This is a genomic window from Streptomyces sp. NPDC031210 (assembly GCF_055570395.1).
In genome coordinates, this window is the sequence record NZ_JBVIHH010000008.1 from 309,389 (window position 1) to 332,604 (window position 23,216).

20 protein-coding genes are annotated in these 23,216 nt (G+C 72.5%); 13 read left to right on the forward strand and 7 right to left on the reverse strand.

Features of this window, described 5'->3' with window-relative positions:
• Positions 1 to 13: 13 nt before the first annotated feature.
• Together ACZ45Z_RS17695 and ACZ45Z_RS17700 are read right to left on the reverse strand one after the other, a co-directional pair.
• Positions 14 to 538 carry a phage tail protein gene (locus ACZ45Z_RS17695; protein WP_468362885.1) on the reverse strand — a complete coding sequence of 175 codons (525 nt, stop codon included), beginning with the start codon at positions 536 to 538 and terminating at the stop codon, positions 14 to 16.
• Between the two features lie 41 nt (positions 539 to 579).
• A complete protein-coding gene (locus ACZ45Z_RS17700) occupies positions 580 to 2,436 on the reverse strand; it encodes a phage tail sheath family protein (protein ID WP_468362887.1) in 1,857 nt (618 codons plus the stop codon).
• Positions 2,437 to 3,171: 735 nt separating this feature from the next.
• Here ACZ45Z_RS17700 and sucC point away from each other — a divergent pair.
• The 3 genes from sucC (at position 3,172) to ACZ45Z_RS17715 (ending at position 7,370) form a co-directional block, all read left to right on the forward strand.
• Positions 3,172 to 4,350, forward strand: coding sequence for an ADP-forming succinate--CoA ligase subunit beta (gene sucC, locus ACZ45Z_RS17705; protein ID WP_468362889.1), 1,179 nt, complete (start codon positions 3,172 to 3,174; stop codon positions 4,348 to 4,350).
• A 21-nt stretch (positions 4,351 to 4,371) separates the two neighbouring features.
• On the forward strand, positions 4,372 to 5,256 hold the full coding sequence (gene sucD / locus ACZ45Z_RS17710) for a succinate--CoA ligase subunit alpha (RefSeq protein ID WP_468362891.1): 885 nt from the start codon (positions 4,372 to 4,374) through the stop codon (positions 5,254 to 5,256).
• Between the two features lie 209 nt (positions 5,257 to 5,465).
• Positions 5,466 to 7,370, forward strand: a complete 1,905-nt coding sequence (locus ACZ45Z_RS17715; protein ID WP_468362893.1) for a cell division protein PerM — start codon at positions 5,466 to 5,468, stop codon at positions 7,368 to 7,370.
• A gap of 25 nt (positions 7,371 to 7,395) precedes the next feature.
• Here the strand turns inward: ACZ45Z_RS17715 and ACZ45Z_RS17720 are convergent, their stop codons facing one another.
• On the reverse strand, positions 7,396 to 8,364 hold the full coding sequence (locus ACZ45Z_RS17720; RefSeq protein ID WP_468362895.1) for a hypothetical protein: 969 nt from the start codon (positions 8,362 to 8,364) through the stop codon (positions 7,396 to 7,398).
• Positions 8,365 to 8,644: 280 nt separating this feature from the next.
• On the opposite strand from ACZ45Z_RS17720, the gene purN reads away from it, so the two are divergent.
• Together purN and purH are read left to right on the forward strand one after the other, a co-directional pair.
• A complete protein-coding gene (purN, locus tag ACZ45Z_RS17725; RefSeq protein ID WP_468362897.1) occupies positions 8,645 to 9,325 on the forward strand; it encodes a phosphoribosylglycinamide formyltransferase in 681 nt (226 codons plus the stop codon).
• Positions 9,322 to 10,902, forward strand: a complete 1,581-nt coding sequence (gene purH, locus ACZ45Z_RS17730; protein WP_468362899.1) for a bifunctional phosphoribosylaminoimidazolecarboxamide formyltransferase/IMP cyclohydrolase — start codon at positions 9,322 to 9,324, stop codon at positions 10,900 to 10,902. Before purN ends, purH begins: the two co-directional genes overlap by 4 nt.
• A 62-nt stretch (positions 10,903 to 10,964) precedes the next feature.
• Here the strand turns inward: purH and ACZ45Z_RS17735 are convergent, their stop codons facing one another.
• Together ACZ45Z_RS17735 and ACZ45Z_RS17740 are read right to left on the reverse strand one after the other, a co-directional pair.
• A complete protein-coding gene (locus tag ACZ45Z_RS17735) occupies positions 10,965 to 11,510 on the reverse strand; it encodes a hypothetical protein (RefSeq protein ID WP_468362901.1) in 546 nt (181 codons plus the stop codon).
• Between the two features lie 136 nt (positions 11,511 to 11,646).
• Positions 11,647 to 12,393 carry an RDD family protein gene (locus tag ACZ45Z_RS17740; protein ID WP_468362903.1) on the reverse strand — a complete coding sequence of 249 codons (747 nt, stop codon included), beginning with the start codon at positions 12,391 to 12,393 and terminating at the stop codon, positions 11,647 to 11,649.
• A 243-nt stretch (positions 12,394 to 12,636) separates the two neighbouring features.
• Here ACZ45Z_RS17740 and ACZ45Z_RS17745 point away from each other — a divergent pair, with 243 nt between their 5' ends.
• The 7 genes from ACZ45Z_RS17745 (at position 12,637) to ACZ45Z_RS17775 (ending at position 20,059) form a co-directional block, all read left to right on the forward strand.
• Positions 12,637 to 13,491 (forward strand): bifunctional methylenetetrahydrofolate dehydrogenase/methenyltetrahydrofolate cyclohydrolase, encoded by an 855-nt coding sequence (locus ACZ45Z_RS17745; RefSeq protein ID WP_468362905.1) that lies wholly within the window; start codon positions 12,637 to 12,639, stop codon positions 13,489 to 13,491.
• A 64-nt stretch (positions 13,492 to 13,555) separates the two neighbouring features.
• Complete coding sequence (locus ACZ45Z_RS17750; protein ID WP_468362907.1) at positions 13,556 to 13,984, forward strand: DUF3017 domain-containing protein; 429 nt, start codon at positions 13,556 to 13,558, stop codon at positions 13,982 to 13,984.
• A gap of 263 nt (positions 13,985 to 14,247) precedes the next feature.
• Positions 14,248 to 15,237, forward strand: coding sequence for a helix-turn-helix domain-containing protein (locus ACZ45Z_RS17755; RefSeq protein ID WP_468362909.1), 990 nt, complete (start codon positions 14,248 to 14,250; stop codon positions 15,235 to 15,237).
• Between the two features lie 424 nt (positions 15,238 to 15,661).
• Positions 15,662 to 16,651 carry a malate dehydrogenase gene (locus tag ACZ45Z_RS17760; protein WP_468362911.1) on the forward strand — a complete coding sequence of 330 codons (990 nt, stop codon included), beginning with the start codon at positions 15,662 to 15,664 and terminating at the stop codon, positions 16,649 to 16,651.
• A 288-nt stretch (positions 16,652 to 16,939) separates the two neighbouring features.
• Positions 16,940 to 18,625 (forward strand): hypothetical protein, encoded by a 1,686-nt coding sequence (locus ACZ45Z_RS17765; RefSeq protein ID WP_468362913.1) that lies wholly within the window; start codon positions 16,940 to 16,942, stop codon positions 18,623 to 18,625.
• Positions 18,622 to 19,140: a hypothetical protein gene (locus ACZ45Z_RS17770; protein ID WP_468362915.1), complete on the forward strand. Its 519-nt coding sequence runs from the start codon at positions 18,622 to 18,624 to the stop codon at positions 19,138 to 19,140. Before ACZ45Z_RS17765 ends, ACZ45Z_RS17770 begins: the two co-directional genes overlap by 4 nt.
• 229 nt (positions 19,141 to 19,369) lie before the next feature.
• Entirely contained in the window at positions 19,370 to 20,059 is a 690-nt protein-coding gene (locus ACZ45Z_RS17775; RefSeq protein WP_468362917.1) for a hypothetical protein, read from the forward strand.
• Positions 20,060 to 20,086: 27 nt separating this feature from the next.
• Here ACZ45Z_RS17775 and ACZ45Z_RS17780 read toward each other — a convergent pair whose 3' ends face one another.
• Complete coding sequence (locus ACZ45Z_RS17780; protein ID WP_468362919.1) at positions 20,087 to 20,704, reverse strand: dihydrofolate reductase family protein; 618 nt, start codon at positions 20,702 to 20,704, stop codon at positions 20,087 to 20,089.
• A 98-nt stretch (positions 20,705 to 20,802) separates the two neighbouring features.
• Positions 20,803 to 21,408, reverse strand: a complete 606-nt coding sequence (locus ACZ45Z_RS17785) for a Uma2 family endonuclease (protein ID WP_468362921.1) — start codon at positions 21,406 to 21,408, stop codon at positions 20,803 to 20,805.
• Positions 21,409 to 21,700: 292 nt separating this feature from the next.
• Between ACZ45Z_RS17785 and ACZ45Z_RS17790 the strand changes: the two genes are divergently transcribed.
• The gene (locus ACZ45Z_RS17790) at positions 21,701 to 23,209 is read left to right on the forward strand and encodes an aldehyde dehydrogenase family protein (RefSeq protein WP_468362923.1); all 1,509 of its coding nucleotides are present in this window, start codon (positions 21,701 to 21,703) and stop codon (positions 23,207 to 23,209) included.
• The last annotated feature ends 7 nt before the right edge of the window (positions 23,210 to 23,216 follow it).

Below are 23,216 nucleotides of genomic sequence, written 5' to 3' on the forward strand. Positions count from 1 at the left end.
GGGCGCCCCGCGGTCAGGCGGGGTGGGTGAACGACGGTTCCTGCGGCTCGGGCACCTCGTAGTCCCGCTCCCAGCCCTCGCACTCCAGCTTCAGGCTCTGGATGGCGACCGCGTTGGCGTTGGCGTCCAGCTCGCCCAGCACCTGGTACTCGCTCGGCCAGGACCGGTAGATCTTGTGCGAGACGGCGACCTGCCCGGCTTCGTTGAGGACCTGGATGACGATGTCCTTGCGGAAGTCGGCCAGCGACACCTCCGAGCCCAGACCGGCGCCGACCTGCCAGACCTTGTTGGCCCAGCGGTCGAACTCCGGATCGTGGGTGACGCCCCGCTCCAGCGTGATGCCCTCGAATTCGGAGCGCCCGGGGGACTTGCGCGGGGAGCTGGGGTCGCCGCCGTTCCGGTGCTTGACGACCTCGGTGGTGCGCTTCAGCGGACTGATCTTGCTGACGCCGGCGACCGTCCGACCGTCCCACAGGACCAGGAACTTGAAGTTCTTGTACGGGTCGAAGCGATGGGCGTTGATCTGAAACTCAGCCATAGGATTTCTTCACGTCCCTCACGTCCCTTGCCTGCACGTTCCTAGGCGTCGAACCGGCCGGCCATCTGCTGGATCTTGACGATCACGAACTCCGCGGGCTTGACCGGCGCGATACCGACCACGACGTTGACGATGCCGCGCTCGATGTCCTGCTCGGTCGTGGTGTCCTTGTCGCACTTGACGAAGTACGCCTGGCGCGGCGTGCCGCCCTTGAAGGCGCCCTTCTCGAACAGCGCGTGCAGATACGCCGAGGCGTTCAGCCGGATCTGCTGCCACAGTTGCTCGGTGTTCGGCTCGAAGACCACCCACTGGAGCCCGCGCAGCAGACTCTCCTCGACGTGCAGCGCCAGGCGCCGTACGGGGACGTACTTCCACTCGCTCTCCAGCGCGTCCGCGCCCTCCAGGGTGCGGGCGCCCCAGACGAGCGGGCCCACCATCGGGAAGGTGCGCAGGCAGTTGACGCCGAGCGGGTTGAGCAGCCCGTTCTCCCGGTCGGTGAGCTTGACGGTGAGCGAGTGCACCCCCGCCAGCCGCGCTTCGGTGCCGGCCGGCGCCTTCCACACGCCGCGCTCGCCGTCCGTACGGGCGAAGACCCCCGCGACGGCACCGCAGGGCGGGAAGGAGCGCAGCCGCCCGGTGAGCGGATCGGTGAGCTGGAGGTGCGGGAAGTACAGGCCCGCGTGGTTGCCGCGGACCGGCTCGAAGGCGGCGATGCCGGCGCGGGCGGCGTCCACGCCGCTCCAGGCGGCGGGCGCGTCGACGAGCAGGAAGATCCGCCGCTCCCGGCACAGCCGCTCGGCCGCCGACAGCACCGTGATCATGTCCTCGGCCCGCGCGTACGACGCCAGCTCCGGCAGCGCGAGCAGGTTGACGTCGTCCACCTCGCGCAGCGCCTGGATGCCGCTCTTGCGGGCCTCGCTGCCGATCAGGTCGCGCGGTCCGGGCGCCGCGCCGTCCTCGCCGCCGCACAGCGGGAAGACCGGCGGATTGACGGACGCCTCCAGGCCCAGGTCGTTGGCGCACTCGCCGACGAAGCGGACCACGTCACGCGGGTCGACGGAGCCCGCGACGACCTGGATACGGCGTCCGAAGGCGGTGACCTCGGCGCCCGCGAAGGCGTGCTTGCCCGGGGCGTCGGGCAGCGCCCGCAGCTTGTGCTCCAGCAGCAGCGCCAGCTCGGCGACGGTGCACGGCGCCTCGCCGTCGCAGTCCGGGTCGTAGAGCGTGAACTCGCGCTCCACCTCGCCGATCTTCACCGTCAGGTCGACGTTCAGCTCGGGGAGTTCGTGGTGGAAAGCCTTGGAGACGGTCCCGGAGGGGTCCGGCCGGCCCTCGCCGACGACGTGGACGCGGATCAGCGAGGAGCCCGCGTTGATCACCGTCTCGGCGTACCGGCCGTGGTCGGCGTCCATCGACAGACCGGCGAAGGACTCACGGGCGGTGCCGTGGGCGTCGAGCACCTGGAGGTTGAAGGTCTCGTCCGGGCACGGGGTGTCGTGGTCGACGGCCACCCGCAGTCCGGAGCCCCAGACGCCCGGCTCCTTGGCGTGCACTTCGAGCACCGGGCACTGGCTGTGGCCCTCGGTGGACTCCAGGGTGACGTGGGCTTCCTTGCCGGTGCCGGCCTTGGCGACCCGGACGATGACGGCGACGGTGCCGCCGTTGCCGAAGAACTGGTGGACGGCGTAGCCGACCGCGCTCTGCGAGGTCAGCCCGCCGAAGCGGCGCTCGAAGTCGGCGAAGCTGGTGATCCGTACGGGCCGGTTGAGCGGGCCCCGCCGGGTGTGGCCGACAAAGGCGGTCACGGATGTGGTCACGGTGGTGATGCTGCGGATGCTGCTGGGAAGCTCTTCGACATAAACGCCTGGGTAGCCCCGATTGGCAGTATGTGTCGGCATTCCCCCTCCAATCCCTTCAGGCACCGAGTGTGAGGACACCAAGAAATCGAGAACACCGGGAGGGGTGGGGGAAAAAGGGGGGAGGAGCGTCAGGTGCGGAAGAGCCCACGACCGCCCTCTTCCCGCAGCCGTGCGTCCCCCCGCCACCCATCAAGTTCCCCCGTCTTCACCCGGCGCAAAACGGTCACCGACCGACCTGCACGGGACCAAGCCCGAAGCTTGTGACTCCTGATGCGTAAGTGCTCAACGCAGTTTCCGCTGTGGGGAGTTGAGGGGTCAAGAGGGCTTTCAGGACACCTTGCCGGGAGGAATTGTGCGGATGCGTCGCAGCCTCTTCTCAAGCGGATTCCCGCTTTCCCGCGACCGGAATCACACGACAAGGGGCGCGCGGGGACGTACCGGGTGGAGCTCGCGAACGGCGCGCCACGAGGGCGTGCACGGCGCGTGACACCGGCGCCGCCGCCCGGTCCGGCCGCCGCGCGAAACCGGCCGCCCGCTCACACAGCGGTACCGGCGGCAAAAGATCTGTGACCGTAATCACCGCCGGAGTGTGATCTGCGATTTAGGACCGCAGGTGAAGCGGCGATAGCCTGCGAGACGGACATGCCGCGTATCCGGACACCGTGTACGCCTCCCCTGTGACAGTGCCGTCACGTTGCCCTTCGCGGCACGCCCATCGCAGAGAACGACCCGCGATCACTACGGCGATTCTGAAAAGACAAGGGACGGACGCGCGTGGACCTGTTCGAGTACCAGGCGAGGGACCTCTTCGCCAAGCACGGTGTACCGGTGCTGGCCGGTGAAGTCATCGAGACGCCTGAGGCGGCGCGCGAGGCCACTGAGCGGCTGGGCGGCAAGTCGGTCGTCAAGGCGCAGGTGAAGGTCGGCGGCCGCGGCAAGGCCGGCGGCGTGAAGCTGGCCGCCACCCCGGACGAGGCCGTCGCCCGCGCGACGGACATCCTCGGCATGGACATCAAGGGCCACACGGTCCACAAGGTGATGATCGCCGAGACCGCTCCGGAGATTGCCGAGGAGTACTACGTCTCGTACCTCCTCGACCGCACGAACCGCACCTTCCTCGCCATGGCGTCCGTCCAGGGCGGCATGGACATCGAGGAGGTCGCGGAGAAGACCCCCGAGGCCCTCGCGAAGGTCCCGGTCAACGCCGTCGACGGCGTGACGATCGAGAAGGCCCGCGAGATCGTCGCCCAGGCGAAGTTCCCGGCCGAGGTCGCCGAGCAGGTCGCCGAGGTCCTCGTGACCCTGTGGGAGACCTTCGTCGCCGAGGACGCGCTCCTCGTCGAGGTCAACCCGCTCGCGAAGGTCGCCGACGGTCGCATCATCGCGCTGGACGGCAAGGTCTCTCTCGACGAGAACGCCGACTTCCGCCAGCCGGAGCACGAGGCCCTGGAGGACAAGGCCGCGGCTAACCCGCTCGAAGCCGCTGCCAAGGCCAAGGGCCTGAACTACGTCAAGCTCGACGGCGAGGTCGGCATCATCGGCAACGGCGCGGGTCTCGTGATGAGCACCCTCGACGTCGTCGCGTACGCCGGTGAGAAGCACGCCAACGTCAAGCCCGCCAACTTCCTCGACATCGGTGGCGGCGCCTCCGCCGAGGTGATGGCGAACGGCCTGGAGATCATTCTCGGCGACCCGGACGTCAAGTCCGTGTTCGTCAACGTCTTCGGTGGCATCACCGCCTGTGACGAGGTCGCCAACGGCATCGTCCAGGCGCTTGAGCTGCTCAAGTCCAAGGGCGAGGATGTCACCAAGCCCCTGGTCGTGCGCCTCGACGGCAACAACGCGGAGCTGGGTCGCAAGATCCTGTCGGACGCCAACCACCCGCTCGTGGAGCGCGTGGACACCATGGACGGCGCGGCCGACAAGGCCGCCGAGCTCGCGGCTGCGAAGTAAGGGACGAGGGACTCCAACACCATGGCTATCTTCCTCACCAAGGAAAGCAAGGTCATCGTCCAGGGGATGACCGGCGCCACCGGCATGAAGCACACCAAGCTGATGCTCGGTGACGGCACCAACATCGTCGGCGGCGTGAACCCCCGCAAGGCCGGTACCGAGGTCGACTTCGACGGCACCGCCGTCCCCGTCTTCGGCTCCGTCGCCGAGGCGATGGAGAAGACCGGCGCGGACGTCTCCGTGATCTTCGTTCCGCCGAAGTTCGCCAAGGACGCCGTCGTCGAGGCGATCGACGCGGAGATCGGCCTCGCGGTCGTCATCACCGAGGGCATCGCCGTCCACGACTCCGCCGCCTTCTGGGCGTACGCGGGCGCGAAGGGCAACAAGACCCGGATCATCGGCCCGAACTGCCCCGGCCTGATCACCCCCGGCCAGTCCAACGCCGGCATCATCCCGGGCGACATCACCAAGCCCGGCCGCATCGGTCTCGTGTCCAAGTCCGGCACGCTGACCTACCAGATGATGTACGAGCTGCGCGACATCGGCTTCTCGTCCGCCGTCGGCATCGGTGGCGACCCGGTCATCGGCACCACGCACATCGACGCCCTCAAGGCGTTCGAGGCGGACCCGGAGACGGACCTGATCGTGATGATCGGCGAGATCGGCGGCGACGCCGAGGAGCGTGCCGCCGACTTCATCAAGGCCAACGTCACCAAGCCGGTCGTCGGCTACGTCGCGGGCTTCACCGCGCCCGAGGGCAAGACCATGGGCCACGCCGGCGCCATCGTCTCCGGCTCCTCCGGCACCGCCCAGGCGAAGAAGGAGGCCCTGGAGGCCGCCGGCGTCAAGGTCGGCAAGACCCCGTCGGAGACCGCCCGTCTGGCCCGCGAGATCCTCGTCGGCTGACCGGCCTCCCGGCACCACCGGACCCGTTCCGGTCGTCGCGGCCGCGGGCCCGTACCCCTTGGTGGGTGCGGGCCCGCGGCCGTTCCGGGTCGCTCCGAGCACCGCGCGCTCGCCGTTGGTGCGAACCCTCACTTAAGCGGAGCTTTCGCGACACGGCCGACAATCGCCCCATACCCGCGTTGTACCGGTGGGGTTGGCAGCATGGCGGTGTGAGCCAGCTCATCGATCGTGGCCCGACGTTGTCCTCGCACGGCCGAGCCGCCGCGCAGCGCTCCTCCGCGATCGGCGCCGCGTTCCTCGGCGGAGTGACGGCCGCCGGCCTCGGACTCGGGGCGCTCGTGGTCGCGGTGCTGCTGCTGTGGGTCGCGTCCCCCTTCCCCGACAGCGCCCCCTCCCGGGCCCTGCACCTCGCCGCCGACCTGTGGCTGCTCGCCCACGGCGGCGACCTCGTACGCCACACCACCCACTCCGGCACGCCCGCCCCGGTCGCCGTGACGCCGCTGCTCCTGGCCGCCCTCCCTGCCTGGCTGCTCCACCGCGCCGCCCGCCACACCCTCGCGAGCGTGGTCGGCGGCCTTCCCGGGCCGGGGGGGACGGGGGAGGCGGGCCGCTCCCGTGCCGAGGCGGCCCCCCACCCCGTGAGCGGCGCCCCCGGGCCCGCCGGCCCCCGCACCCTCCTCGGCGCCCTGCTGACCGGATACCTCCTGGTCGCCGTCGCCACCGTGCTCTACGCCGCCGGCGGCCCGCTGAGTGCCGCGCCGCTGAGCGCCCTGGTGTGCGTACCGGTCGCCGCCCTCGCGACCCTCGCCGTCGCGGGCGGGCGCGTCCTGGGGCCCGACAGCGTCGACCTGCTCCCCGAGCCGGTCCGGCACGCCCTGACGGCCCTGCCGGCCGGCGTCCGGGCGGCCTTCCACCGCGCCCGGCCGACCGTCGCGCTGCGGGCCGCCGGCGCCGCCACCCTCACCCTCCTCGCCTCCGGCGCGCTTCTGACGCTCCTGGCACTCGCCGTCCACGCCGGCCGGGTCCGCCAGGACCTGCTCCAGCTCGCACCCGACTGGGTGGGCCGCGGCACCGTCGTACTGCTGTGCCTCGCCCTGCTGCCGAACGCGGCCGTCTGGGGCGCCGCGTACGGGCTGGGGCCGGGGTTCACGGTCGGCGCGGGCAGCGTGATCGGGCCGCTGGGCACCTCCGACCACCCCGCCCTGCCGCATTTCCCGCTGCTCAGCGGACTGCCGGACGCGGGCGCCGGCAACCCGCTGACCTGGGCGGCGATGGCGGCCCCGGTAGCCGCCGCCGTTCTGCTCGCCCACTACGCCGCGCCGGTCGCCCCGCCGCCCGCCACGCCCCCGCCCTGGCGGACCACCGCGTCGGTCGCGGGCCTGGCGGCGGCCTTCTGCGGCGCGTCGACGGCCGTACTGGCCGCCCTCTCCGGCGGCCCGCTGGGCAACGGCACACTCAGCGACTTCGGCCCCTCCGCCTGGCAAACGGGCCTCGCCGCCACCGCCTGGACGGCGGTCCCGGGCATCCCGCTCGCCCTCGCGCTGCGCATGTGGCGCGTGCGCCGGGGCGCGCGTCAGGGGGCGGTACGGACGGCCGCGCGGGCCTGGTTCCGCCGACGCGGCGAACCGCTCGCGACCGAGGACGCGGGCACCACCCCGGCGGTGCCGCTGCCGTCGACGGCGAAGGCGGCCGCGGAGGCCCGAGCGGCGGCGGTGAGATCGGCGACCAGGGCGGCGGCCACCAAAGCGGCGGCGGTGAGGGCGGCGACCAGGATGGCGGCCACGAAAGCGGAGGCGGTGAGGGCGGCGACGCGGGCGGCCGCCGCGAAGGCGGCCAGGGCGGCTACGGCGGCCAAGAGGACGGCGGCGGACGCGCGGGCCACGGACCACTCGCACCGCGGGCCCCGCACCTGGTGGCCGTCGCGCACCCGCGCCCAGGACAGCCCGGACACGGACGAGCGCGCCGACGCGCCCTCATCGGCCGTACCCGACAGCGGCCCGGTCACGGGCGACGGGCGGGCACCCGACGCCGCGGCCGAAAGCGGCCGGCCGGCGGACGGCGACGCGGCGAAGGCCCGGGCCGCCGAGCCCACCGCCCCGGCGGGCGGCGCCTGAAGGCGCCCCGAGCCCTGCCCGGCGCCTACCGCTGCGTCCCCAGCAGCGGGCGCAGCCGCTCGGGGAGGAGCTTTTCGCAGGACTTGCTCGCCGAGCGGGTGAGGGCGTCGTCCACGCACGTGAAGTAGTCGCGGTAGACCATCTGCACGGTGAAGGTCGCGGCGACCATCATCAGCGCCAGCGCGGCGGTCACCAGGCCGGCGATCGCGGCCGTCGTCTGCGGGCGGGTGGACCCCGGCGCGGCGGGGGAGCCGGCGGTGGGGGCCGGGCGGCCCTCCATGGCCGCGGTCGTGGCCGCCTTCGTCGCCTTCGAGGCGTTCGGCTTGGCGCGCAGCGAGCTGATGCCCCAGTAGATCGCCAGGGAGCCCAGCAGCAGGGCCACCTCCGGCAGGCTGAACAGGACGAAGAAGAAGGCCCACATGCCGGAGAGCAGGGCGTACCGCGCGCGCCGCTGCGTCGGGTCGGTGGGGTCCCAGCGCAGGCCGCCGGGGCCGCCGCCGGGAGCGCCGGGGCCGCCCTGCTGGCCGCCTCGGCCCGGCTTGGTGCCGAATCCGCCGCTCTGCCGGCCGGGCTGCCGGCTGCTCCACTGGCTGCCCCAGGCCGGCGGCGGCCCGTCCGGCGGCGTCCGGCCCTCGGACGGTCCGCCCTGTTGCGGCTCGGAGCCCTCACCCTGGCCGTGCGGAGCGGTGTGGCGGGGCCGCCACTCCTGCTCGGGGGCGTCGGGCGGCGGGGGCGCGAAGGGGTTGTCCCGGTCGCCCGCGCCCTCCGGTCCGCCGGTCCGCCCGGGGACGCCCGAGTCGTCCGGTACGCCGCCGTTCTCGGGGACGTCGGACGAGGGCTCGGAGGACGAAGCGGCCGAAGACGGGGAAGAGGACGACGACTTGCGCTCACGCCGCAGCAGGACCGCCCCGGGGGCGGTCGCGGGCTGGGGGTACCTCCCAGCGGTGGCCGGGGGAGGGAGGAGGAGAGCCGCGCGGCGGCGTCGGTCCGGCATTTGGAGTGTGTCTTCCCCTTGTCTTGGCCGCCCGTCCGGCCGGCGGGCCGGACACGCGATCACCACGAACTACATGCGTTCTCACGCCCGACGCTACCTCCCGCGCTCGCCCCCGTCCCGTGGGGGCCGCGCGGTGTGCCGGTATCGTTGCTGACGGTCGGCGCCTTCGTAGGGTTCCCCGTATCCACGTGACCCATGGCTTCGTATGACCGTACAAAGCCCCCGAGGTGCCGGCGACCCGTCCGCTTCACGGCAGCACCCCGCGAGAAAGACCCCCATCGTGGTCCCCTCTTCCCCTCCGCCCTCCTCCGACCCCGGCCCCCCGCCGCCCCCCGGGCCGCCGGCCGCGCCCGCCCGCCTCGTCGTGCTCGTCTCCGGTTCCGGGACGAATCTGCAGGCGCTGCTCGACGCCATCGCCGACCAGGGTGCGGCGGCCTACGGAGCCGAGGTCGTGGCCGTCGGCGCCGACCGGGCCGGCATCGCGGGGCTGGAGCGCGCCGAGCGGGCCGGACTGCCCACGTTCGTCTGCCGGGTCAAGGACTACGCCAGCCGCGCGGACTGGGACGCGGCGCTCACCGAGGCGACCGCCGCGTACGCGCCGGACCTGGTGGTCTCGGCCGGTTTCATGAAGATCGTGGGGGAGCGGTTCCTGGCCCGCTTCGGCGGTCGGCTCGTCAACACCCACCCGGCGCTGCTGCCGAGTTTTCCCGGTGCCCACGGTGTGCGCGACGCGCTCGCGTACGGCGCGAAGGTCACCGGATGCACCGTCCACTTCGTCGACGACGGCGTCGACACCGGACCGATCATCGCCCAGGGCGTGGTCGAGATCCGGGACGAGGACGACGAATCCGCGCTGCATGAGCGCATCAAAGAAGTCGAGCGCTCGCTGCTCGTCGAGGTCGTGGGGCGTCTGGCCCGTCACGGCTACCGCATTGAGGGACGAAAGGTACGTATCTCGTGACCGCCACCGAAGGTACCGCCACCGAGGGTACGAAGCGGCCCATCCGCCGCGCGCTGGTCAGCGTCTATGACAAGTCCGGGCTGGAGGAGCTGGCGCGGGGCCTGCACGCGGCCGGCGTCCAGCTCGTCTCGACCGGATCGACCGCCGCGAAGATCGCCGCGGCCGGGGTGCCGGTCACCAAGGTCGAGGAACTCACCGGCTTCCCCGAGTGCCTCGACGGCCGGGTCAAGACCCTGCACCCCAAGGTCCACGCCGGCATCCTCGCCGACCTGCGGCTGACCGACCACCAGCGGCAGTTGGCCGACCTCGGCGTCGAGCCGTTCGACCTGGTGGTCGTCAACCTCTACCCGTTCCGGGAGACCGTCGCCTCCGGTGCGAGCGCCGACGAGTGCGTGGAGCAGATCGACATCGGCGGCCCGTCGATGGTCCGCGCCGCCGCCAAGAACCACCCCTCGGTCTCCGTCGTCGTCAACCCCGGCCGCTACGACGACGTCCTCAAGGCGCTCGCCGACGGCGGCTTCGACCTGGCCGCCCGCAAGCGGCTGGCCGCCGAGGCCTTCCAGCACACCGCCGCCTACGACGTGGCCGTCGCCTCCTGGTTCGCCGACGACTACGCGGCCGCCGACGACTCCGGCTTCCCCGAGTTCCTGGGCGCCACCTACGCCCGCAAGAACGTGCTGCGCTACGGCGAGAACCCGCACCAGGGCGCCGCGCTCTACGTCGACGGCACCGGGGGCCTCGCCGACGCCGAGCAACTGCACGGCAAGGAGATGTCCTACAACAACTTCACCGACACCGAGGCCGCCCGCCGCGCCGCCTACGACCACACCGAGCCGTGCGTGGCGATCATCAAGCACGCCAACCCGTGCGGTGTCGCGGTCGGCGCCGAGGTCGCCGAGGCGCACCGCAAGGCGCACGCCTGCGACCCGCTGTCCGCCTTCGGCGGCGTGATCGCCGTCAACCGCCCGGTGTCGCTCGCGATGGCCGAGCAGGTCGCGGAGATCTTCACCGAGGTCATCGTCGCGCCCGGCTACGAGGACGGCGCGGTCGAGGTCCTCTCCCGTAAGAAGAACATCCGCGTGCTGCGGTGCCCGGACGCGCCGTCGCGGACCGCCGAGGTCAAGGCCATCGACGGCGGGGCGCTGCTCCAGGTCACCGACCGCCTCCAGGCCGACGGCGACGACCCCGCGACCTGGACGCTGGCCGCCGGCGAGGCGCTGTCCGACGCGGAGCTGGCCGAGCTGTCCTTCGCCTGGCGGGCGAGCCGGGCCGTGAAGTCCAACGCGATCCTGCTCGCCAAGGACGGTGCCACGGTCGGCGTCGGCATGGGCCAGGTCAACCGCGTCGACTCGGCGAAGCTGGCCGTCCAGCGGGCCGGCGAGGAGCGGGCGCGCGGCTCCTACGCCGCGTCCGACGCCTTCTTCCCCTTCCCCGACGGCTTCGAGGTGCTCGCCGAGGCGGGCGTGAAGGCCGTCGCCCAGCCCGGCGGTTCGGTCCGCGACGAACTCGTCGTCGAGGCCGCCAAGAAGGCGGGCGTGACGATGTACTTCACCGGCACCCGGCACTTCTTCCACTGAGCCGAGGTACGGCGAAAGGGCCGCATCCCCACGGGGATGCGGCCCTTTCGCGTCGGCGCCGGTCAGTAACGGGGCCGGTTGAACCAGGCGTTGCCGTCGTCCTTGGACACGAAGACGATGATCAGGATGCCGAGCGCGGTGTGGATCAGACCGAACGGGAAACTGAGCAGGCTGACCATGGTGTGGAGGACGCCGAAGACGATGGTGGCGACGCGCACACCCTTGCCGCCGTTGGCGAACTGGAGGGCGACCGTGATGGCGAACGCGGAGAAGGCCACGATCAGGACGATGACGGCGATCAGCACGCCCTTGCCGACGCTGATGAGGGCGGTGGTCTCACTGTCGGTGTAGGCGCCGTGGGCGGCCTTGCTGACGCTGCCCAGCCCCATCACGGCGAAGATCAGACCGATGACGTTCAGGCCGGCGAGGACGAACAGCATCACCCGCGCCGCCTTCACCCCGCCCGGCATCACGGTCGGGTACTGCGCACCGGGCATCCCGCCACCACCCGGGTAGGGGCCGTACGGCGACGCTGGCTGCTGCGGATAGCCGTATCCGGGCTGCTGGCCCGGCGGCGGACCGTAGGGATTGTGGTTCGGGTAGCTCACGGGCGGTGTCCTTCGGGCGTCTTGAGCGGATATCAGCGAAGCAGGGGGACGGCGGACCGGGCCGGCCGCGTCCGTACAGCGCCGCGAAGGCCCCGGTCGCGCGGCGGCGAGGGGGCCTTCGGGGAGCGGAGCGCGCTTACTGCGAGCGGACGACCACAGTGCCGGCGATCTTGTCCGCGAAGGTCTGTGCCTTCTCGTCCCACAGCGGCCACAGGTAGCCGATGGAGCAGGCGATGCTGTCGACGAAGTGGCACAGGCGGCGGACGAAGGCCATACCGAAGCCGATGGGCTGGCCGGTCGTCTCGCGGACCAGCCTGATGCCCAGGGCCTTCTTGCCCGGCGTCTGGCCCGTGCTGCCCTCCTTGACGAGGATGAAGATGCCCGCGCCGAGGGCGATCAGGGCGCCAAGAGCCATCACGAGGAAGCCGCCCACGCCGACGCCGCCGCTGGAGGCCGCCGCCGAGTCGAAGGCGTCGTTGATGCACTGCGTGTCGCCGGGCGGGCAGCTCGACGTGTCCGGGATCGAGGACGCGGCCGAGCCGACCGACATCGCCAGGCCCACGAAGTAAAGGATCGTCGGGACCAGACCCACGATCAGGTAGTCGATCAGGAACGCACCCACGCGCGCGCCCCAGCTCGCGTACCCCTGCGGCATGCCCATGCCCGGCATCCCGGGCTGGCCGTACGGAGCGCCCTGCTGCGGGTAGCCGTAACCCTGCTGCTGGGGGACCTGCTGCTGCGGGTAGCCGTACGGCTGCTGCTGGCCCTGCGGCTGCTGCGGGTAGCCGTAGCCCGGCTGCTGCTGCGGGGGGACCGGGGGCTGCTGGCCGTAGGGTGCCTGCGGCTGCTGGCCGTAAGGATTGTTCGGGTCGCCGAAGCTCATGGGTGTTTTTTCCTCCGTTGGGTCAGTGGGGGACGACGCGGCGTGACTCGGAGGAAAAACAGGTTTCACTGGCCCGCCCCCGACGATGCCTGCGGCACTGAGCGGCAATCCTTCTAGGTGGGACTTGGCTCTGTCCAGTCAAGAGGGGGCGGCGTTGTCCAAGTGCAATGATCGTCACGGCCCGCGCGCTCTCTCGCGCGCCCTGATTGGAACGGGACGGCCCCTATCCGGGAGGATGGGGTCATGACTGCCCAGATTCTGGATGGCAAGGCCACCGCCGCCGCGATCAAGTCCGAGCTCACCGCCCGCGTCGAGGCGCTGAAAGCCAAGGGTGTGCAGCCCGGCCTCGGCACAATCCTGGTCGGCGACGACCCCGGCAGCCGCTGGTACGTCAACGGCAAGCACCGCGACTGCGCACAGGTCGGCATCGCCTCCCTCCAGCGCGAACTGCCCGGGACCGCCACCCAGGAGGAGATCGAGGCAGTCGTCCGCGAGCTCAACGAGGACCCGGCCTGCACCGGCTACATCATCCAACTCCCGCTCCCCAAGGGCATCGACACCAACCGCGTCCTGGAGCTGATGGACCCGGCCAAGGACGCCGACGGGCTGCACCCGATGAGCCTGGGCAAGCTGGTGCTCGGCGTGGCGGGCCCGCTGCCGTGCACGCCGTACGGCATCGTGCAGCTCCTGCGGCGGCACGGCGTCGAGATCAAGGGCGCGCACGTGGTGGTCGTCGGCCGCGGCATCACCATCGGCCGCCCGATGCCGCTGGTGCTGACCCGCAAGTCCGAGAACGCGACGGTGACGCAGTGCCACACCGGCACCCGCGACCTCTCCGCGCACCTGAGGCGGGCCGACATCATCGTCGCCGCGGCCGGTGTGCCGCACATCATCAAGCCCGAGGACGTCAAGCCGGGCGCGGCCGTGCTGGACGTCGGTGTCAGCCGGGACGAGAACGGCAAGATCGTCGGCGATGTGCACCCGGGCGTCGCCGAGGTGGCCGGCTGGGTCGCCCCCAACCCCGGTGGTGTCGGCCCGATGACCCGCGCCCAGCTCCTGGTCAACGTCGTCGAGGCCGCCGAGCGCGCGGCCGGCTGAGCCCCGCCCGCACAGCACACCGCACACGCACAGACGGACCGGACACCGGAAGGGACTGCCAGCCATGGGTGCCGAAGCGCATTCGGACCACGCGTCCGCACCGCAGCGCTCCTCGCGCCGCTTCCCGCAGCTCACCCGCGACACCGCCCGCCCCGAAGGCGGTGGGCGGGCCGCCTCGGGCGACTATCCCGCGCCCGCCCGCCAGTGGCCGCTGCTCACCGTCATGGGCGGCGTCGCCCTCGGGCTGCTGCTGGTGGCCCTGGACGCGTTCCGCATCGGGTCCCTCGTGATCGGCCTGTCCCTGCTGGCGGGGGCGGCGCTGCGGTGGGCCCTGCCGTCGGTGGGCATGCTGGCGGTCCGCTCCCGCTTCACCGACCTGGCGACGTACGGCGTGCTCGGGTTCGTCATCGTGATGCTGGCGCTGATGGTGCAGCCCAAGCCGTGGGTGCACATCCCGTTCCTGGACGACATCGTCCACTTCACGGTGCGCTAGGTCCTGTCGACCCAGCGCCACCCGATCCCGCGAAGTCGTACGGACGCGGCGGGAAGGTCGTGGTAGCGGCGCCGGAATGCCACACTGCTGGTGTCACGGGGGCGTGCGCGGGCGAATGACCTATGCCCGAACGCTCCCGTGCGCGCCCCCGACAGCGGAACTGACATCCCGTCCGCCGGCATCCCTGGGAGTGGCCGGCAGGCCGGACCGGGCACGCCGGTGCACGGCGCGGGTGCACGCATACGGGGGGACAGGGGGAGGCAATGCCTCGTTGGAGGTCGCTGCCGGAGGAACTCGATCCGCAGGTGCGGGAGTTCACCGGCCAGCTCCGCAGGCTCGTCGAGCGCAGCGGACTGAGTGTCGCCGCCGTCGCGGACCGTACGGAATACAGCAAGACGTCCTGGGAACGGTTCCTCAACGGCCGCTTACTCCCGCCGCAGCGCGCGGTGGTCGCACTCGCGGAGGCGACCGGCACCCATCCCGGCCACCTGACGACGCTGTGGGAACTGGCGGAACGGGCCTGGAGCCGTTCGGAGATGCGCCAGGACGTCACCATGGAGGCGATACGCGTCGCCCAGGCCCGGGCCGCGCTGGGCGAGCCGGGGAAACCGGAGACGACCCCGGAGGGCGGTGCGACCTCCGGGAAGGACGAGACGGGGGACGTGCCGTCCGCCGCCGACTTCCCCGGGGTGGCCGGCCCCGCCCCGGCACCCGAGGGCGGTGGCGGGGGCCGTCCGGCCGGGCGCCGGCGAATAGCCATGGTCGCGGTCGGGGCGGTCGGTGCGCTGCTGGTCGGCGTGGCCGCCGTGTTGCTGCTGAATCCGGCCGGCGGCGAGCGCGGGAAGGCGGCGCCCGCCCCGTCGGCGACGCCGACTCAGAAGCCGGTCCTGCCCGCCGGGGTGCGGTGCGCGGGGGCCGGTTGCGCGGGCAAGGACCCCGAGAAGATGGGCTGCGGCGGCAAGCACGCCGTCACCCCGTCCCGGGGCACCGCGGGCGGCGCGCTGATCGAGGTCCGCTACAGCGCGCTGTGCCACGCCGCCTGGGCGCGGATCACCGCCGCGGCCCCGGGCGACCAGGCCACCATCAGCGCCGGCGAGCACAGCGCGACGGCCCGGGCCGGGCAGGACGGCGACGCCTACACCCCGATGGTCACGGTCTCCGGCGACCCGGCGAAGGTGACGGCCTGCGGCACGACCGTCGCGGGCGTCAAGGGCTGCGTGCGCCCCACCGCGAACGCCTCCGCCGCCCCCTAGTCCGGGCACCGGGGTGGCCGGGATTCGCCCTTGGGGAAGGGGCGCGAGATCCGGGGGGATTGCCCGGCGGGATCGCGGGCATGCGCTCATTACCCCCCACGGGTGTCACCACTCGGCGGCCGTCCGCACTCCCCCCTCCAAGCGCGGGCGGCCGCCTCACCTGTGGCGCGGCGCCCGCGCGAGCGGGCGGCGGCGGACCGTCCCCGAAAGGGCCGTACGGGCGTGCGGGAGGCACCCGGTGAGGTGTTCCACACCGGCCCGTCGCCTGCGCCGGGCGGGGGTCCGATAGCCTGACGCCCGGGTCTCTCGATACCAAGAGACCTCGTGAGACCTCGATAAATGGGCAGGGACACCCACCGCCACCCATGGTGGTCCGGGGGCTTGCCCCCAGGAACCCCCAGAAAATATCGCGCAGGAGATCGCCATGACCCGCACTCCCGTCAATGTCACCGTCACCGGCGCCGCCGGCCAGATCGGTTACGCCCTCCTCTTCCGCATCGCCTCCGGTCATCTGCTCGGCGCGGACGTGCCGGTCAAGCTGCGTCTCCTGGAGATCCCGCAGGGCCTGAAGGCCGCCGAGGGCACCGCCATGGAGCTCGACGACTGCGCCTTCCCCCTGCTCCAGGGCATCGACATCTCCGACGACCCGAACGTGGCCTTCGACGGTGCGAACGTCGCCCTCCTCGTCGGCGCCCGCCCCCGCACCAAGGGCATGGAGCGCGGCGACCTCCTGGAGGCCAACGGCGGCATCTTCAAGCCGCAGGGCAAGGCCATCAACGACCACGCCGCGGACGACATCAAGGTCCTGGTCGTCGGCAACCCCGCCAACACCAACGCGCTGATCGCGCAGGCCGCCGCGCCGGACGTACCGGCCGAGCGCTTCACCGCGATGACCCGCCTGGACCACAACCGGGCCATCTCGCAGCTCGCGAAGAAGACCGCCACGCCGGTCTCCGAGATCCGCCGCCTGACGATCTGGGGCAACCACTCGGCGACCCAGTACCCGGACATCTTCCACGCCGAGGTCGCCGGCAAGAACGCCGCCGAGGTCGTCAACGACCAGGCGTGGCTGGCCGACACCTTCATCCCGACCGTGGCCAAGCGCGGCGCGGCGATCATCGAGGCCCGTGGCGCGTCCTCCGCCGCCTCGGCCGCCAACGCCGCCATCGACCACGTCCACACCTGGGTCAACGGCACCGCGGACGGCGACTGGACCTCCATGGGCATCCCCTCGGACGGCTCCTACGGCGTCCCGGAGGGCCTGATCTCCTCCTTCCCCGTCACCACCAAGGACGGCAAGTACGAGATCGTCCAGGGCCTGGAGATCAACGACTTCTCGCGCGAGCGCATCGACGCCTCGGTGCAGGAGCTGGCCGACGAGCGCGAGGCCGTCCGCGGTCTCGGCCTGCTCTAAAGCGGCGCGTCCCTGACGGACGCCTTCGTCCCACCGAGCCCGCACGGCCGCAACAGACCGTGCGGGCTCCGGCGTTCGGGACGCCCCCTTCCGGGTGCCCACGGTGGTGCCCCGCGCGTTCGGGTGGCGCACAAAGGGGGCGGAATGCGCCCCGGCCCTCTATCCTGGACAGGTTGCACCAACCGCAACCGCCGTATCCGTACGGCGAGTTGAGGGACGGGGGCGGCCGGGACGCCGCTCGTCGGAGCCGGTCGCGGCCCGCCGTGACCGGGAGGATCGGGGGATCCGGTGAACGGACCGTCGCGCGCGCACGCGCACAGCGAGGCCACCCGGCTGCTGAGCGCCGGAGTCCACTTACAGCCCGGCTTCCGCCGCCGGGTGATCGACGAACTGATCGGCCATGAGGAACGCCCCGTGGCCCCGTCGCTGGGCATCGACGTCGTGACCGTCCTCGCCCACGCGCTGCGCGCCCGCCGGCAGGAGGCATGGACCGCCGGGGCGCTGCTGGTGATCTGGATCGCCTTCTTCGTCACCGACATCCGGCGGGCCCCGGGCGGGGCCACCGACCGCTCGTTCGGCGAGGGCGGGCAAGGCGGCTACGGCGGCACGACGGCCGACGACGCCGCCCTGAACATCGGCGGCGTGACCGCGCTCGGCCCGGCCGTCTGGTACGCGCTGATCTGCGTCGCGCTGTGGACGGCGCGCACGATCTCCGGGCGCGCCACCGTCGTCTACGTCCTGGACCGCCCCGTCGCCCCCACGCGGGAGAAGACGCCGGCACGGTCGGGCGGTGCGCTGCTCGGCCTCTTCGCCGGGGTCGGCGCCGCTCTCTACTGGTTCCGCGTGCTCAGCGGCGGCGACCTGGTCGGCGTGCTCTTCCCGCTGCTGATGAGCGCCACCATCTGGGTGCACCGGACGCGGGTGACCGGCGTCCTGCGCGGGGAACTGGGCCAGGACACCTTCCCGTCGAGGCCGCCGCCCGAGCTGCCGGCGACCCCGCGCTGCCGCCGGATCGGCGCGGCCCTGGCCCGCGAACAGCACGCCGGAGCCACCCTCTACGACCCCTACCGGCCGTTCATCGGCGTCGGCTTCCCCTACCGCCCCTGGTCCTTCGCGCTGGAGCTGCGCCGCAAGCAACTGGGCGGCGCGCCCGCGGGAGAGCCGCTGACCAGCCGCCGCGTCATCGACCTGATCAAGCCGCAGTTGGCCGCGCTGCGCGAGTCCGCCACGGAGACCGGACGGGACCGGCTCAGGGGCCTGGAGATCGAGGAGCTGGTCTATCTGCCGGCCGGAGTACGGCGGAACGAGGGCGTGTACGAGCCCGAGGCCATCGCCCGGCATCTGCGCGACGCGGTGGACGAGGGCGGCGAGGCGCGGCGGCACTTCCTGCGCATCCGGGTCGGCGGCTGGGACGAGCAGGTCGTGGTGTCCGTGCACGTCCGGGTGCACACACAGGGCCGGATGCTGGTCCTGGAGGTCGTACCGCATGTGCTGGGCCCGATCCTGGAGGAGTTCCGGGACGTCGACGTGATCGCGGAGCGGCGGTCCGAGGGCGTGCCGCGGGACGCGGCGCGGGCGCTGGCACACAGCCCGACGACGGCCGTGGCGGCGGGTATCTCGGCGGCCCGCACCCTCGCCGGGGTCTGCCGGATCTGGCTGGACGACCCGCGGCACCAGGCACCGGACGGGCCGGCCAACTCGGTGCGGGAGATGGGGAGTACGGAGTACGTCTCGCTGTTCCAGAAGATGGATGTCAGCCGCTATGTGAAGACGATCCAGGACCGGATCGCGAGCGGGGTGCGCGACGCGCTGGAGTCGCAGGGCTACGAGACGGACCGCTTCGAGCAGCAGATCGTGCACGTCAGCGACGGCGGGCTGTTCATCGGCGAGATGAGCGGCGGAGCGGTGGCCATGGGACCGGCGGCCCAGGCCCGGCATACGGAGAGCGGGAGCGGGAGCGGCGGTACGCCATGACGGGGCGGGAAGGGACGGACGCGGTGAACGAGGCGGGCGAGAGGAACGGGGTGGACGAGATGAGCGGGTCCGGCGAGATGAATGGGTCCGGCGAGATGAACGGGACGGATGCGGTGGACGGGAGGGGCGGAGCGGCGGAGCGGGGGCCGGCGCCCGCCCCGGGCGTGGGGGCGAACAGCGTCAGCATCGGGCGGATGAACGGCGGCGCGGTCGCCGTCGGCCCGCACGCGCGGGCCGTCCACCAAGCCGCGCCGACCGCCCCGGACGGCCTGTCCGAGCTGCTGGACGCGGTGCGGACGCTGCGCGGGCAGCTCGTGCATCTGGTGCCGTCGGAGGAGACCGCGGCGGTGGACGGCGAACTGGCCGAGGTGGAGGGCGAGATCACCGGCGGCGGGCGCCCGGACCCCGGTCGCCTGGCGCGCTTGCGGGCGCGGCTGGAGGTGGGGGCGACGGCCGCCGCCGGTCTGGCCTCGGCGGCGGCCGTGGTGCAGGCGATCGGTCAGTTGGTGGGGTGAGGGGCCGATGAAGGAGTGGGACGCGGACCGGCAGCGGTGGGTGGAGACCGCCGCGGCGCCGCCGCGCCGCGCCCCGGCACCCTGGCGCCGGGGACAGGCCCCGCAGCCGCCCGAGCCGCCCGGGCCCCCGCCACCCGCGCCCTCCCCGACGCCGTCCGAAGGCCCCCGGCCGCCGTCGGCACCCGCCCCCTCTCCGGCCCCACCGCCCCCGCCCCGGTCGTCCTGGGCGGTGCGTCACAGGCTGCCGCTGGCGCTGGCCGCCGTGGTCCTGGCCGCGGGGACCGGGGGCGGGGTGTGGGCACTGGGCCGGGACGGCGGCGGGGAGCGGGTGGTGCCCGCCCCGGGCCCGGCCGGTGGCGGCCGGACCACGCCGTCGCCCGGCCCCGGTGCCTCGGCGGGAGCCACCGCCACCCCGTCGGACGACGCCACCGGACCGTCGGGCGCCGCCACCCCGACCGGGCCGCCCGTCCCGCCCGGCTACACCCTCGTCCGCGAAAACGACTACTCCGTGGCCGTGCCCGAGGGCTGGCGCCGCCGCGAGTCCGCGCCCGGCGTCGTCTTCCACGAGACCCCGGACCGGGTCCGGCAGCTCCAGATCTTCTGGCTGGAGGACCCGACCGTCACCGTCTCGATGGACCTCGCCGAGGAACAGGCCGAGCGCCGATCGGGCTACCACCGCGTCGCCCGACGCCAGTTGGGGGAGGGACCGGACGACCCCGTGGAGCTGGATTACGTCTACACCTCGCGGGAGTCCGGCAAGCGGCACGTCATCGACCACCGCTTCGCGACCGCGGCCGGGGAGCGCTACGCGATCCTCGTGGTCGGCCCGGACGGGGACCACGAACGGGAGGAGCGGCTGCTCACCGCCGTGGTGGCGGGATTCTGCCCGACCGGCGCGACGTGCGCCCCGCAGCCGTGAGCGGGGCCGCCGGCGGGACGCGTCCGCTCAGCGCACCGGACGCAACCGCAGGTGGGTGACGTCCGGGGAGGCGATCACCCGGGTCGTCTCCAGTTCGCGCAGACCCGGCGGCAGCATGCCGAAGAGCTTGACGCCGCCGCCGAGCAGGACGGGCGGGAGATGGATCTGGAGCTCGTCGAGCAGACCGGCGGTCAAGAGTTGCTGGATCACCTGCGCGCCGCCCGAGACGGCCACGTCCTTGCCGTCCGCGGCCTCCCGCGCCCGGCGCAGCGCCTCCTCGATCCCGCCGGTGACGAAGGAGAACGTGGTCCCGCCCTGCTTGACGAGGTCCTCGCGGGCACGATGGGTGACGACGAACACGGGGCTGTGGAAGGGCGGTTCGGCTCCCCAGGGGCCCTCGGCGACGTCGAACATCCGCCGGCCCATCAGATAGCTCCCGGCGCGCGCGAACGCCTCGCCCAGCAGCTCGTCGTCGCGGCCCGTCGTGCCGCCCTCCAGGCCGTGCCGCGCGCGCCAGCCGGCGAGGCCGTACACCCACTGGTGGAGCCGTTCGCCCTGGTCGCCGAGGGGATTGTCGACGCCGTCGTGCGGCCCGGTGATGTACCCGTCCAGCGACATCGAGATATCCGCGAAGACCTGCGCCATGACCCGCTCCTCCCGGTGGTCCGGCCGCCCCTCTTCCCATCATGGCGCCGGGCGGAATCCGGGGCGACGCGGCCGCGGCGGGAGGCGCGTCGGGCCCGTCAGTTCCGGGGGAACGCGTCAGTGGCGAGCGTGAGGTCGACCACCGTGCCGGTGAGGTCGATCGGTTCGCCGTACGCGAGCGTGAGGTCGCTCTTGTAGTCGCCGTCCTGGGGGTGGGTGAAGACGCGGCAGCGGCCGCGGTAGGGGTCGGCGATGACGTAGACGGGGACCTCGGCGAGGGCGTAGACCTCCTTCTTCGGACCGTAGTCGTTCATGCCGGTGCCCTTGGAGATGACCTCCGCGATGAACTCGATGTCCTGGTAGCGCCAATGGCCCCGCTCGTCCTTCTCGGCGCCTTCCGCCAGCTTGGCGACGTCAGGGGCGAAGCCGTTCCGGTCGCCCGGGAAGTCGATCCGGACGTCCGACATCACCATGACGTCCATGCCGAACCGGTCTTCCAGTGCGCGCACGATCCGGCGGATGGTCTGCCAGTGCGCGTTCCGCTGCGGCGACATATAGATGGCCCCCTCGACGATCTCAACCTTGTAGCCCTCGGGGACGGGCATCCGCTCCAGCCGCTCGAACAGGTCGTCCAAGCCCGGCTCGCTCTTCTCGGCCATCTCGTCGGTCTCGATCCTGTCGGTCCGTTCGAGGCTGATGGTCATCGTGCCGCTCCTCCTGGCCGCCGCGCGATGCGGGCAGCCGCAGGCTTCAACGATACGTATGTGCGACAGGTCACGCGGGCTCTGAGCGGCACGGGGGCCCTGAGCGGCCCGTCGGCCGGCTCCGGAAGGGCAAAGTGCCTTTACGGGGTATTCCGGGACATTCGACGGCACATTCAGTGAGTCGGGTCACTTTCCATGAAGGTTTGGGCATAGGTGAGGGGCTTTAGGGGAGGGCTCCCCGTTGCTGGTTGAACCAGTGGCAGCAAATCGGTAACCGGAAGGCAGAACGAACGTGTCGTCAATCGAGACCATTCACGTAGACGGGGTGTGGCTCCCCGCCGCATCCGGCGCCACGCGGGAGGTCCTCGACCCCGCCGACGCGACGACGCTCCGGCTGGTGTCCGAAGGCGGCGCCGAGGACGCCGACGCGGCGGTCGCCGCCGCGCACCGGGCCTTCGACGGCGGCGCCGGCGCCTGGCCGCGCACCCCGGTCGCCGAGCGCTCCGCGCTGCTGCGCAAGGTCGCCGAGCTGCTCCAGCGCGACCGCGAGAAGATCGCCCTCATCGAGAGCCGGGACACCGGCAAGACGCTGGAGGAGGGCCGGGTCGACGTCGACGACGTCACCAACGCCTTCCGCTACTTCGCCGATGCCGTGATGAACGAGAGCGGCGGGCGGGTCGTCGACGCCGGGTCGCCGGACGTGCACAGCATCGTCGTCCACGAGCCGGTCGGCGTCTGCGCGCTGATCACGCCGTGGAACTACCCGCTGCTCCAGGCGAGCTGGAAGATCGCGCCGGCGCTGGCGGCCGGCAACACCTTCGTGATCAAGCCCAGCGAGGTCACCCCGCTGTCGACCGTGCACCTGGTGAAGCTGCTGGTCGAGGCCGGGCTGCCGGCCGGTGTCGCCAACCTCGTCACCGGCGCGGGCGTGCCGGTCGGCCAGCGGCTCGCCGACCACCCCGACGTGGACCTGTTCTCCTTCACCGGCGGCCTGGCCAGCGGTACGAAGGCCGGCGCGGCCGCCGTCTCCGGCGCGAAGAAGATCGCGCTGGAGCTGGGCGGCAAGAACCCCAACGTCGTCTTCGCCGACGCCTGCGCCACCGAAGAGGGCTTCGACACGGCCGTCGACCAGGCGCTGAACGCCGCGTTCATCCACAGCGGCCAGGTCTGCTCGGCCGGCGCCCGCCTGATCATCGAGGAGTCGGTGCGCGACCGCTTCGTCTCCGAGCTGGCCCGCCGCGCCGAGAAGATCAAGCTCGGGCGGGGCACCGAGGACGGCGTCGAGTGCGGTCCGCTGGTCTCCCAGCAGCAACTGGAGAAGGTCGAGGCGTACGTCGCCTCGGCGCTCTCCGAAGGCGCCCAGTTGCGCTGCGGCGGCTCCCGCCCCAAGCCCTCCGACGTGCGGCCCGCGACCGGCTACTTCTTCGCGCCGACCGTGCTGGACGGCTGCCACCGCGAGATGAAGGTCGTCCGCGAGGAGACCTTCGGCCCGATCCTGACGGTCGAGACGTTCACGACCGAGGCCGAGGCCGTCGCGCTCGCCAACGACACCGAATACGGCCTGGCCGGCGCCGTCTGGTCCGCCGACACCGCGCGCGCCCGGCGGGTCGCCGCCCGACTGCGGCACGGCACCGTGTGGATCAACGACTACCACCCCTACCTCCCGCAGGCGGAGTGGGGCGGCTTCGGCAAGTCCGGCATCGGCCGGGAACTGGGCCCCACGGGCCTGGACGAGTACCGCGAGAGCAAGCACGTCTACGAAAACCTCCGGCCCGAGCCCGTGCGGTGGTTCGCCGGCTGACCGGCCC